Source organism: Desulfocastanea catecholica (assembly GCF_054657295.1).
Window position 1 is genome coordinate 62,154 of sequence record NZ_BAAHYZ010000023.1, and the last position, 12,598, is coordinate 74,751.

Below are 12,598 nucleotides of genomic sequence, written 5' to 3' on the forward strand. Positions count from 1 at the left end.
TTACCTTGAGTCGTTAGTTATGGAAATAATAGAAAATAAAGAGGCCAGACCGCTAGACTTCATTCGCCAGATTATCGCTGACGACCTGCAGACTGGCAAACACCAGGGCACGGTAACCAGGTTTCCGCCGGAGCCGAACGGTTTTCTCCATATCGGCCACGCGAAATCGATCTGCCTGAACTTCGGCATCGCCGAAGAAAACAATGGCCGGTGCAATCTCCGCTTTGACGACACCAACCCAAGCAAGGAGGATGTGGAGTACGTCGAATCGATCCAGAAGGATGTCCAATGGCTGGGCTTTGACTGGGGGGACAAGGTCCTTTACGCCTCGGATTATTTTCCGCAACTCCACGCCTATGCCGTTGAACTTATCCAGATGGGTAAGGCCTATGTCTGCCAGCTCCTCGCCGATGAAATCCGGGAATATCGCGGTACCCTCACTGAACCCGGCAAGGAGAGTCCGTACCGTAACCGCTCGGTAGCGGAAAATCTCGAGCTTTTTGAACAGATGAAAAACGGTGCATTTGACGAGGGCACCCACGTCCTTCGGGCAAAAATTGATATGGCTTCACCCAACCTGAACATGCGCGATCCGGTGATCTACAGAATCCTCAAGGCCCACCATCATCGCACAGGGGACACCTGGAAGATTTACCCGATGTACGATTATACCCATTGTCTTTCCGACATGCTCGAAGGTATCACCCACTCCCTCTGTACCCTGGAGTTTCAGGACCATCGCCCTCTGTACGACTGGGTTCTCGATACGTTGAATACCCCCTGCCATCCACGGCAGATCGAGTTTGCCCGGCTCAACCTGACCTACACGGTGATGAGTAAACGCAAACTCCTGAAAATGGTCGAAGGGAGCTATGTCGAGGGCTGGGACGATCCCCGCATGCTGACTATTTCCGGTTTGCGGCGTCGCGGGTACACGCCGGCCTCCATCCGCAATTTCTGCCGGACCATAGGCATCGGCAAGAGCGAAAGCCGTATCGACATGGGCGTACTGGAAAACGAGATCCGCGACGACCTCAACGTCCGGGCGGAGCGACGGATGTGCGTCCTCGACCCGGTGAAGGTGATCATCGACAATTATCCCGAAGGACTGATCGAAGAAATGGTCGGTAAGAACCATCCGCAAGACCCGGCAATGGGCGAACGAACGCTGCCGTTTTCGAGAGAGCTCTATATCGAACGAGACGATTTCATGGAGAACCCCTCGAAGAAATACCACCGACTGGGACCTGGCCGGGAGGTTCGGCTGCGGTACGGCTATCTCATCCAATATGTTTCCCATGTTACCGACGAGACCACTGGAAAGATCAGCGAAATTCACTGCACTTACGATCCACAGACCAAAGGCGGCTCCGCTCCCGACGGCCGGAAGGTGAAGGGAACTATCCACTGGGTTTCCGCGGAAAAAGGCCTGCCGGTCACCGTTAGATTATACGACAGACTGTTCAAGGTCGAAGATCCCGAGGCCGACAAAGATGTCGATTATCTCGAGCAGCTCAACCCCATGTCCAGGGTGATTGTCTCCGGCGCGATCGCCGAGCCGAGCCTCGCCGCACTGCAGCCGGGAGGAACAGTACAGTTCGAACGACAAGGCTATTTCTGTGCCGATCCGATTGAATCGACGAGTGGTAATCCGGTATTTAACCGAACGGTAACCTTACGAGATTCCTGGGAATCCAAAGGACAATTATAATTTTTCCACCTGAAGGGGACGGGAGTCATAGCGTCCCTTGCCGATCATAAACCCGCTCGAGGAGGGATTTTTTCTTCTTTGCCCGGACCATAGATTGGACAACCAAGATCACAACGAGCTACAAATCTGCTTTTGGTATTGTTTGTATTCGTTAGTAAAGGAGCAGAACATGGCACTGATCAATTTACGCCGGATGGCCAAAAACCAGTCGGGAATTATAAAATCGGTCAAAGTGAGTGGCGAACTGGGCCGAAGAATACGGGAGATGGGCCTGGTTCCCGGGACCGAAATCACCATCCAGGGTCGAGCGCCACTGAATGATCCGGTTGCTCTTCGAGTGATGGGCGGAACCTTGACCCTGCGAAATAATGAAGCCGATTATATCCTGGTGGAAACAGATACCTCGACTGAATAGGCTCGTCCAGGCGCCTCACCCGGACGGTATTGTTCATTTTCCATACAAATGAAGAAAGATCGTCCTTCCCTGCCCTTTTGTATTCTGCTGTTTTTCGCACAGCCTGCCTGACATTATTTTTCCGAACGTAACACTCCTGCCAATGAGCGATTTCTAATTACCCTGCAGAATGCTAAAGAGTATATCGGAGATCAGCAAACTATCTCCGCAAGACCCGCACGTATTAGTTGCCCCTAAAAATATTGTAGCTACTTGAAATATATGTTGACTGCTGTTATTGTTTGGTGTACCTAAAGGTGGTAATTAATTGGAGAATACGATGCTTCGTAAACGAGGAAAAAACAACGGATGCTGTTTCGCTGACAAGGTCAGAAAATGTTTTGGCCGCGAACGATGTAATGGTCTGATCGGTCCACTCTCAGAGAGAGCTACGACCGGCAGGGTAAAAGTGTGCAAGGTAACCGGCGACAGAAAAATCTGTGCCCGGATGGCCACCATGGGCCTTTATCCTGGGGTCGAGGCGGATGTGATCTGTTCCAATACAGGACACCGGTGTCTGCTGAAAGTCAATGGTGGCACTATAAGCCTTGATGCGGATGTATCGGACAATATTCTCGTAACCAGTTTATAAAGATCTACACAACGTCCGAGACTCTCGGGCTTATTTTTTGCCGTAAGAGTTAGGGCTGGCTAACAAGAGGTTTGTTTACCATGATTGAAACAATTATTATCTGGCTTATCATTGCCATATGTGCCTTTTTTACCGGACGAAGATTCTATCGCCAGTGGCAAGTGGCCACCAGCAAGGATGATAATATATCCTGTGGTCAAGGATGCACCTGCTGTTCCGATACCTCCTGCAGTACGCGAAAAACTCAATAACACAACCGACAACGAACCAACCTACCGAAGGTAACACCTGTGCAAAGTGTCCTCTTACGCAACATGCAAAAAGATCAAAAAGGTACTATTGATTCGATTACCGTCGCGGGAGATCTCGGCAGACGCCTCAGGGCCATGGGGCTCACTCCGGGAACTCCGATCACCGTTTGTGGCCGGGCGCCGCTCTATGATCCGGTTGCCATCAGGGTTCTGGGCAGCACCCTTACCCTGCGTGACAATGAGGCGGAGCATATTCTGGTAACGCTGACCTGATCTCCGTTTTTCTCTCTATATCTCACTACTTCTATTATCATAAAATTAAGCCAATGCAGCTATTAATGGCCCTGGCGGGCAATCCCAACGCAGGAAAAACCACTCTCTTTAATCAGTTAACCGGTGCCAGGCAGCATGTCGGCAACTACCCCGGTATTACCGTTGATCATAAGGAGGGTTTCTTTCACCACAAGAATCAAAAAATCACCTTGACAGATCTGCCCGGAACCTATTCGATGACCGCCTATTCGGCCGAAGAACTGGTCACCAGGGACTATCTGGTCAACGAACGTCCGCAGGTGGTGATTAACATCGTTGATGCCTCCAATCTTGAAAGGAACCTGTACCTCACCTGCCAGCTGCTCGAACTTGGTGTTCCCCTGGTTATTGCCCTGAACATGATGGATGTGGCCAAGGATAGAGGCATTGAGGTAAAGGCCGAAGTGCTGGAGCAATTGCTCCAGGTCCCGGTGGTGCCCATCATTGCCCGCTCGGGTTTCGGCAAAGAGGCCCTTCTCGATGCCTGTATACGTATGACAACCAAGGAACAGCAGTGGAACCCGCGTGATATTTCTTACGGTGAGGATCTCGATACCACGCTGACTACCCTTGTGGCAAAAATAGAAGAAACGGCTCTGTTGCGGGACAGCTATCCGGCCAGGTACACGGCCATCAAATATCTGGAGAACGACGAGCAGATTCTCGAAAAAGGGCAACAGGCTGACCCGGACACCGCCCGGATTCTCGAAGAAATAGTTGCCGAAACTTCCGCCCACACCCAGAAGACGCTAGATGTCTACCCAGAGGCCCTCATTGCCGACCACCGCTACGGCTACATCAAGTCAATTCTCAGGCAGGGCGCCATCACCCATACCTTTGATACCGACCGACTTTATACCTCCGACAAGATCGACAAGGTCCTCACCAACCGGCTGGTCGGCCCGGCAATCATGCTGCTGATTCTCTTTAGCGTCTATCAGTTTACCTTCAGCTGGAGTGAGCTCCCGGTTATCTGGCTAGAGAACGTCTTCGGCTGGCTAGGCAATCAGGTCGACAACACCCTGCCGGACGGCCTGCTGAAATCGATGATTATCTCCGGGATAATCGACGGGGTCGGCGGGGTTCTCGGCTTCGTCCCCCTGATCATGTTCATGTTTTTCAGTATCGCCATCCTGGAAGATTCCGGCTATCTCGCCCGGGTGGCCTTCATGATGGACAGGATTTTCAGGATATTCGGCCTGCACGGCTCCTCGGTCATGCCGTTTATCGTGTCAGGCGGCATCGCCGGCGGCTGCGCTGTTCCCGGCGTCATGGCGACACGCACCCTCCGGTCGCCCAAGGAACGGATGGCAACGCTGCTCACCGTGCCATTTATGAATTGTGGCGCGAAACTACCCGTGCTTGCCCTGCTGATCGGCGCCTTCTTCAGTGACAATAAAGCCAGATATATGTTTCTCTTTACCATGCTGGCCTGGGTCGTTGCCCTGGTCGCCGCCAAAATACTGCGCTCAACCGTACTGCGAGGCGCCCCGACGCCTTTTGTCATGGAGCTTCCTCCCTACCGGTTTCCCACGCTGCGCGGGCTCCTGATCCACACCTGGGAGCGGACCTATCAGTATATCAAAAAGGCCGGGACGGTTATTCTCGGCATATCCATTCTCCTCTGGGCGCTGATGACGTTTCCCGGGTTACCGGATGAGAAAACAGCCGTTTTTGAACAGCAGCGCGAGGCGATCATGGCCACGGCAACCACGGCAGTCGCTGCCGAAATCGAGGCAGGAGAGGGAGAATTATCGGCGCAGGCCGCGGCACTTTCCCAACAGCTTAACCGAATTAATAATGCGGAGAATCAGGCGAGACTGCAGAACTCCATTGCCGGGAAAATAGGTTCGTCGCTGGAGCCTTTGACCAAACTGGCGGGTTTTGAATGGCGAACAAATATCGCCCTGATCGGCGGCTTTGCCGCCAAGGAAGTTATCGTCTCAACCCTGGGGACCGCGTATTCTATGGGTGAAATGAATGAAGGGGAATCGGAATCTCTCGGCAAACGATTAAAAAATGATAACGCCTGGAACAGGGTCGTCGCCGTCGCCGCCCTGGTTTTTATTATGTTTTATGCCCCCTGTTTTGTCACCGTCGTCTGCATAGCCAAGGAGTCCTCGTGGAAATGGGCGTTCTTTTCCATAACCTTCAACACTGTCTTTGCCTTTGCCATGGCGGTGGCGATCTATCAGGTGGGCATGTTTTTCAACCTTGGCTGACGCCTCTTGTTATCTCGTTTGGGGGCGGCTTGCGGAGCTATTTCCCATTATTATGGTAAACAGTGACCACGGCGCCCCCTCGGCGAGGATCGCCCGCGCCTTCAAGACCGGGGATGACCGCATGCACGCCGCCGAAATAGACATCTTTTTGTCGCCACGGATTAAGCGATAGACCACAAACAGACAGTCTGTTTTTCAGCGCCGCCATGGCCGGTTCGGCAAATCCGGGTTCCACCTGCAGACAGTCCCCATCGAGATACAGCCGGGGAGCGTCGACCGCCTGCTGCAGGGAGCGCTTGAAATCAACCACCTGATGCAGGACCTGACTTACCGCGGTGCGAATCCGTTTCGAACCACCGCTGCCGATAACCAGCTGAACATGGTCCTCTTTTAACAAAAGCGACGGAGACATCATGGAAAAGACCCTTTCCCCCGGCGGGCTCGAATGAAAACCATTGGGATGCAGATCATCCTCGCCCATCATATTATTGAGCATGACCCCGCTGCCCGGGGCAAAATACCCAGAGCCTTCCCCATTGGAACAGGTCATACTGGCGCAATTTCCTTTGTTGTCGGCAACAGAGACATGGGTGGTCCCCCGGCTGAACAAGCGTATGTTCTCGGTCGATGCCGTCAGCATGGGACGATCCTGTAAAAATTGCTGCAGTCCATACGGCGTGGTCACCCCTGCCTCCCGCAGCCTTTCCACTTCCTGCATCAGGCCGACAGTATCAAGCAGATGCTCAGCACAACCCCACTCGCAGTCCTTTTCTCCCTGCTCAGCTATAAGGGACAGGAACAAACCGATCAGCGTACCGCCCATCGATGGTTCGGGCACAGTGAGTAACAGATAATCCCGGTAAGGCACGGCCAGTGGCTTTCTCTCTTTGACCGCATATGCGGCAAGATCCTTGGCTGACAGCAGTCCTCCGCCATTTTTCATTTCCTGGTCTATTTTATCGGCGATCTCGCCATAATAAAAACTCTCATCCCCTTCCGTGCTCACCTGATCCAGGAATGCAGCAAGCTCAAGATTCTTCAACGAATCGCCAGCGCCGAGAGAGGTCCCGTCCGGTTGATATATCCGTCGGCCTCGTTCGTTCAGGGTCATGATCGGGTGGAGCAAATTCAGGAAATGGACCATCTGCGCATTAAGCCTGTGCTGCAGGGCAAGTTCCTTTGCCGGAGCGATGACTTCAGCCAGACCCATTCTGCCGAGTCGCTTATGAATATGCAGTAGTCCTTTCAGGGTACCGGGAACGGCGACGGAACCAAGGCCGATATTGAAATCCTGGGAGGATCCGCTAAAATCAACGGTTATCTTGAAAAAATCAGCAGCAGAGAGTGCACTTTCACGTCCTCTCCCCGGTGTATCGACAAAAAAGTCGAAAAACAAATTCTGCCCCGTCTCCTCACTGCGGCCGACCATGAAGCCGCCGCCGCCTAGACTGGTCAAGGCCGGCTCGGCAACCGCCGAGGCAAATCCTGCCGCCACCACCGCGTCAAAGGCATTTCCTCCTGCCTCAAGTATTTTCCCGGCCGCCTCACTGACTAATTGATGCCCGGAGGCGACTATCGATCGATCAAACCTGCTCACTGCCAAAACTCTCCCTGCAGAGACTGCACGACGTCCTGCAAATTTCCGGTTTCTTCATATCGGCGACGGAGAAGATCGGCACCCGTCCCATGGCTGCGAATTCTCTCAACAAAGCCGACATACTGTTCCGATCCGAGACGAACAAACATCGGCTCGATAAATCGCATCAGAGTCTGGGCAACTTCATGGTAGGAAATTCTACAGGCAGCCGGCATGTCGGTTGGATCGACAGAGGTCCCGGACAGCCCATGCCTGGCTGCCTGCCATTTATTGGCCATAGCTACTGTTCTCCCCATTTTCCTTGAGCCACTGCACGGCGACGCAGGCCAGCCATGACGCCCCGACTGCCAGGACATCTTCATCGAAATCAAAACTGCCGCTGTGGGCCGGTCCGCTGCCGAGAGGGCGGTCTGCCCCGAAGCGCACCAGGCAGCCTTCAACGATCTGCTGATAGAAAGCAAAGTCTTCGCCGCCAAGGCTCGGGCGGCCCTGGGAAATCACCCATTTTTCGCCGATTACCTGACTGGCGGCAAACCGGGCGACCTTTGTGGCCTTCGACGAATTGACGACGACCGGCAGACAATCGTGGAATGCGATTGTTATTTCGACCCCGTACTGCAGGGCAACGCCATCACAGATACGCTGCAGCCCGTCGAGAATCCGTCTGCGTACCTCGTGATCATTGGACCGTATCGTCCCGTCGATACAGGCCACTTCGGCGATGACATTATTGGCCTCCCCGGCCTGAAAACGACCGATAGTGACCACCGCCGACTTATTCGGATCGGTTTCCCGGGAAATCAGGGTCTGCAGGGCGGTGACCAGATAGGCCCCGGCAACAATGGCATCCCGAGCTTCATGGGGGCGGGCGGCATGACCGCTTTTACCGACCACGCGAAGGGAAAAGGGATCAGCGGCGGAGCAGATAATTCCATCGTCGACCGTTATCGTCCCCGTTGGATAGTGGGTGTCTATGTGCCCGGCAAAGACCGCTTCCAGGCCATTATAAAGGGCGCCCTGTTTAATTATTTTTTCGGCCCCGTTGCCGTGTTCTTCCGCCGGTTGAAAAATGAAGGAAACACGACCGGGCAGCACCATTTTGCTCAAAATTGCCGCAGCGCCAAGGAGCATCGCCACATGCCCGTCATGGCCGCAGGCGTGGGTGACACCTGGGATTTTCGAAGCATAGGCGACGCTTTTCTGGTCCTGAATCGGCAAGGCATCCATATCCGCGCGTAAACCGACATGGCCGGAACAGGGCAATTGCCCGGCACTGCAGCCCAGTGTGGCTATCACCCCGGTGCCCGCCCAGCCATTACGATAGCTGATCCCCAGTTCGGCGAGTTTTTCCTGGATGAGAAGAGAAGTACGATGCTCCTGGAAGCTCAGTTCGGGATATTGGTGAAGCGTTCGGCGAATCAAGCGAATCCACTCGAGCAACTGACGATCAACAAGCGGCGCCATATCGGATTGCCGGATTTCGGATTGCATAGTTTTCCTACTCAATGCGAATGGAACCGACATCGGCAGCTGGCGATGCGGGCTTCGCTGCCGGGCGCTTGCGGTCGGCTTGCTCGACTCTTTCCTCGACAATCTCAAAATCATCAAGCAGCATGGCTTCGGCAATATCTTCATCCCGGCTTGCCTCATCGTTTCTTTGGTCGAATCGGTTGGCAAGGGTCGGTGTTCTTTTTTCCACCACTTTCGGCGATCGACTGATCCTCTCAGCCGGGCTTTCCGGCGGTGAAACAGTGCGTATATCCAAGTCGAGCGGCTGCTTAAAGACCGCAATCAGCCCATCCATCGTTTCAAGAAGAGAAACAAGCTCCCAACCGGCCTTGCCATACTGATTGAGCGACAATTCTATCTCCGGTTCATCGAGAAAAGCACTGCCGAGAAGCCCTTCTTTTTTCAGTGCATAATGTATGGTTTTATAACTCCAGCGCATTGACGAGTTTCCTTGTTATATAGTGTTGACCAATGGACCACAGCCGATTTCATCATTTTTTCCCTAGCGGTCTGCCATCGGTAATTTAGTACCGTAGAAATTCATTTGTTACCTGTTAACCTTTCTGCTCATAGGCCGCCCGCACTACCTCGGCAATAATCACCAACCCCCGATACACATCGTCATCGTCTTGCGAATAGGTCACCCGGAGGCATTCATCCTTGTGCTGCCAGCTCTCACTCAATCCGGGAAAAAAATAGTGGCCGGAAACCACCAGAACGCCATGGTCCTTCAACCGCTGATAGAGTTCCAGGCTGGTTATCGGCAAATTCTCAAACCAGAGCCAAAGAAACATCGCCCCCTCGGGTATATGGATACGACAGGGAATATCAACAAACTTTTCCTGAACCGCCGCCACCGTTTTCTCCATTTTTTTGCGGTAGAAAGGCTGCATAAGCTCCTTGCTTACGGCGGTAATTTCCCCACTGGTGATCAAACGCTGAGCCAGAACGGCGCCAAAACTGTTAGGGGAGAGTGACATAATGGCATTCATGCTGGTCAGGGCCCGGATGATCTCTTTTTTCGCCACGACAATTCCCGTCCTGACCGCCGGCAGGCCCAACTTGGACAGGGAGAGACAGACGACCAGATTATCGTTCCAGACCGGCTGCGCCTCGGTGTAGATCATCCCCGGAAAGGGTAAACCATAAGCACTGTCGACAATTAAAGGAATATTGTGCAGGGCGGCCAGGTCGACAAGTTTGGCCAGTTCCGCATCGGTTACGACATTGCCGGTCGGGTTGGTCGGCCGGGAAATACAGATTGCGCCAATACTATCATCGATCCGCAGCTTGTCAAAATCAATATGATATTTGAAAAAACGTTTCTCAAGGAGTTCGATCTTCGGTCTGGTGGAGACAAAGAGGCCATCGGTCAGGCCAAGATCCGCATAGCCGATGTACTCCGGGGCCATCGGCAGACAGATCTTTTTCTCCCGCCCATCGGGTAGGACGCCGGCAAACAGATTGAACAGCATGAAAAAGGCGGTCTGGCTGCCGTTGGTCAAACAGATATTTTCCGGACCGATATCCCAGCCCTGTTCTTTTTTCAGCAGAGCCGCCAGCCCTTCGCTGAAGATGCGGTCGCCCTGGGGCGGTGCATAGCTGCCGACCAGCTGCTGAAAGCTCTGCCGGTCACGGCATATGGCCAGAAGCTGCTGGCGCATTATTTCCTGAAACTCCGGCACCAGCCCAGGATTCCCACCGCCCATCATAATCATGTTCTCGCCGCCGGCGACAGAGATCTTGCCCAGGTCATCCATCAGGGAAAGTATCCCGGCATTCGAGGTCATCTTTTTACCAAATTTTGTGAAATTCATAAGCTGCGTATATTGAGTTATATATGATTGATTGAATTGAAAGTGCAGTGAGAATTTTATACTTTCTGGTGCATTCGTCTGGCGGCAAGAACATGCAGCAGCCGTACCAGAAGATAGGTAACAATCAGTGAGAACACAATCCGTCCCCAGAAAATCCCGCCGATTTTGCCGCCGATGGCGGCCATGACCAAGGTATCTTCAACCAGACCGTGGCAGAGCCCCATCAGGGCCATGGAATTAAAGACCTCTTCCCTGACCATCTTGCCTTTACTGGTCTCCCTGATGATCAGCGCCCCGCCATAGCCGATGCCCATGACCATGCCCACCACGGTGATTGGCGCCGCCTGTCGCCCCATTCCAAAGAAAGGCAGCACCGGCGCGAGGATATTCTCCAGCAGCGTCAGCAGCCCGATCCTTCTGGAAATTCGCATTAACAGAACTATACAGAAGATTATCAGAATTATCATGCCCTGGTTCTGCAGTAAGGCCCAGGCCCACTGCAGAAGATCCCCCGCTTGCGCAGGCGCCTTAAACAGCAAAACGGCTTTATCCTGCCAGATGTCAAAGCCAAGACATATCCGGTTGAGCAGAAAGGCATAGACCACGGCGCCCCCCAGACGCAGCAGCGCAATCGGTAGAAGGTTCGCCCCTGCCCGCTTGCTCACGCTCAACTCCACCGGCAGAGCATGGGCGATGAGCATCGCCGAGCAGAGCACGGTTATCTGCCCACTGGTCAAATCAAGCCCCGGCGCCAGGGCGGCAAAAACAGCAATGCCGCCATACAGATTGGTAAGCATCGCCGTGGCCCAGACCAACCCCAGCGATCCGGGCAGACCGATGAGACTCATCACCGGTTCAAGAACCGTGCTGAGCGAGGCAATGAGGCCGAATTCTTCAAGAATTTTGGTGATAATGGCGACCGGAACGGTGATCCGAATCAGTTCCCAGCCGGTCAACCAGGTTTCCCGGAGAAGTGACAGGATCCCTTCCTTGATCCTGTTGCTTTGTATTCGATTACTGTTTTGCATGGGAAGTTGATACCTACTTTTTACCAGGGCTCAGGCGAGTTTTTTCGATCCGGACCCGGCATTTTTCTGCTTGCCCGCCCGCTTTTTGGGTGTATAGAGCTGACACATAATACCGGAATTCTCGTAGACCACCTTGGCCGGATTAGTGCGGCTTTTAAAGGCCATGGCCCGGCAGCCGTATGGCCTGCCGGGATCGTGGGTAATAAAATAATGCATACATTTCAAGCAATGAGGAAGTTCAACTACCATCTTTTTTTCCTGTAAAACATTTTCCTGAATTCGCCAGCCGGCAACAGCCGGTGCTAAAAGGTTCAACACAAGAACCCTGGGATACTTGCCAGTCCGGTTGCCTGGAAGCATTCATTTCTGGGCTGCCGGCGATTTTGGGTTTTTCGGAAAATCAAAAAACAGCAGCCTGCCCGCACCTTCTTCAGTAGAAAATCCCTGCCGGGCAGAATACTCGACACCAACGATGCCGCAGGTCGGCACATTGCCAAGAGAACTGCCGGTCAGATGGTCGCCAAGCTCGGTGATGGTAGGATTATGGCCAACGAGAAACAGCACATCAACCTTTTCGAGCAATTCCTCAAGCAGCTGCAGATGATAAGAGAGTGCACCGAGATACAGTTCATCGTCAAAACGGATGGCCTCCTGATCATAGCCGGTCCCCCTGGCCATGCATATCGCCGTTTTCCGTGCTCTTTTTGCCGGACTTGCGACAATCAGGTCGGGCCGGATCCCTGCTGTAGCCAGACGTGCGGCCATTTTGGGACAATCTGCCTTGCCGCGTTTATTCAAAGGCCGGACAAAATCATCGAGGTCGGGATTAGACCAGCTGGATTTGGCGTGGCGAATAAGGTAGAGCCGTTTCACGTTCCGTCTCCTCTTGCTAAGATTTCCTGCCAGAATATTTTTTATTGTTCAGCGGCAGGTGATGCTTTGCCATCACCGCCGACCGGACTGTGAATCAGTCCCATCTTGTCAATTTCGGCCATAAAGAAATACGATGTACGAGAAAGAGAGGATTCTCCGCCAATTCCTGCTGCACCAGACTATGCATGGTTTTTCTTTTTTCCACCATGGAAAAGAATGCAACAATCTTTTT

General features: G+C 53.2%; 14 protein-coding genes. 6 read left to right on the forward strand and 8 right to left on the reverse strand.

Features of this window, described 5'->3' with window-relative positions; translation table 11 throughout:
- Positions 1–19 precede the first annotated feature (19 nt).
- From ACYQ8U_RS18070 to feoB, 6 genes are all read left to right on the forward strand, one after another.
- On the forward strand, positions 20–1,711 hold the full coding sequence (locus tag ACYQ8U_RS18070) for a glutamine--tRNA ligase/YqeY domain fusion protein (RefSeq protein ID WP_459946963.1): 1,692 nt from the start codon (positions 20–22) through the stop codon (positions 1,709–1,711).
- 169 nt (positions 1,712–1,880) lie between these two features.
- Complete coding sequence (locus tag ACYQ8U_RS18075; protein ID WP_459946964.1) at positions 1,881–2,126, forward strand: FeoA family protein; 246 nt, start codon at positions 1,881–1,883, stop codon at positions 2,124–2,126.
- Between the two features lie 319 nt (positions 2,127–2,445).
- Positions 2,446–2,757, forward strand: a complete 312-nt coding sequence (locus ACYQ8U_RS18080; protein ID WP_459946965.1) for a FeoA family protein — start codon at positions 2,446–2,448, stop codon at positions 2,755–2,757.
- 80 nt (positions 2,758–2,837) lie between these two features.
- Entirely contained in the window at positions 2,838–3,008 is a 171-nt protein-coding gene (locus ACYQ8U_RS18085) for a FeoB-associated Cys-rich membrane protein (protein ID WP_459946966.1), read from the forward strand.
- Positions 3,009–3,047: 39 nt separating this feature from the next.
- Positions 3,048–3,281, forward strand: a complete 234-nt coding sequence (locus ACYQ8U_RS18090; protein WP_459946967.1) for a FeoA family protein — start codon at positions 3,048–3,050, stop codon at positions 3,279–3,281.
- 53 nt (positions 3,282–3,334) lie between these two features.
- Positions 3,335–5,542 (forward strand): ferrous iron transport protein B, encoded by a 2,208-nt coding sequence (gene feoB, locus ACYQ8U_RS18095; RefSeq protein WP_459946968.1) that lies wholly within the window; start codon positions 3,335–3,337, stop codon positions 5,540–5,542.
- Between the two features lie 37 nt (positions 5,543–5,579).
- On the opposite strand, the gene ACYQ8U_RS18100 is transcribed toward feoB, so the two are convergent.
- The 8 genes from ACYQ8U_RS18100 to ACYQ8U_RS18135 all read right to left on the reverse strand — a co-directional run bounded on the left by ACYQ8U_RS18100 (position 5,580) and on the right by ACYQ8U_RS18135 (position 12,366).
- Complete coding sequence (locus ACYQ8U_RS18100) at positions 5,580–7,139, reverse strand: gamma-glutamyltransferase family protein (protein WP_459946969.1); 1,560 nt, start codon at positions 7,137–7,139, stop codon at positions 5,580–5,582.
- Positions 7,136–7,417: a glutamate-cysteine ligase family protein gene (locus tag ACYQ8U_RS18105; protein ID WP_459946970.1), complete on the reverse strand. Its 282-nt coding sequence runs from the start codon at positions 7,415–7,417 to the stop codon at positions 7,136–7,138. The genes ACYQ8U_RS18100 and ACYQ8U_RS18105 overlap by 4 nt, the downstream gene beginning before the upstream one ends.
- Entirely contained in the window at positions 7,407–8,630 is a 1,224-nt protein-coding gene (locus tag ACYQ8U_RS18110; RefSeq protein WP_459946971.1) for a M20 metallopeptidase family protein, read from the reverse strand. Before ACYQ8U_RS18110 ends, ACYQ8U_RS18105 begins: the two co-directional genes overlap by 11 nt.
- Positions 8,631–8,637: 7 nt before the next feature.
- A complete protein-coding gene (locus ACYQ8U_RS18115) occupies positions 8,638–9,087 on the reverse strand; it encodes a DUF4177 domain-containing protein (protein WP_459946972.1) in 450 nt (149 codons plus the stop codon).
- Positions 9,088–9,202: 115 nt separating this feature from the next.
- A complete protein-coding gene (locus ACYQ8U_RS18120; RefSeq protein ID WP_459946973.1) occupies positions 9,203–10,465 on the reverse strand; it encodes a valine--pyruvate transaminase in 1,263 nt (420 codons plus the stop codon).
- 56 nt (positions 10,466–10,521) lie between these two features.
- Entirely contained in the window at positions 10,522–11,493 is a 972-nt protein-coding gene (locus tag ACYQ8U_RS18125; RefSeq protein ID WP_459946974.1) for a nucleoside recognition domain-containing protein, read from the reverse strand.
- Positions 11,494–11,523: 30 nt separating this feature from the next.
- Entirely contained in the window at positions 11,524–11,742 is a 219-nt protein-coding gene (locus ACYQ8U_RS18130) for a hypothetical protein (RefSeq protein ID WP_459946975.1), read from the reverse strand.
- 111 nt (positions 11,743–11,853) lie between these two features.
- A complete protein-coding gene (locus ACYQ8U_RS18135) occupies positions 11,854–12,366 on the reverse strand; it encodes a SixA phosphatase family protein (RefSeq protein WP_459946976.1) in 513 nt (170 codons plus the stop codon).
- Between the last annotated feature and the right edge of the window lie 232 nt (positions 12,367–12,598).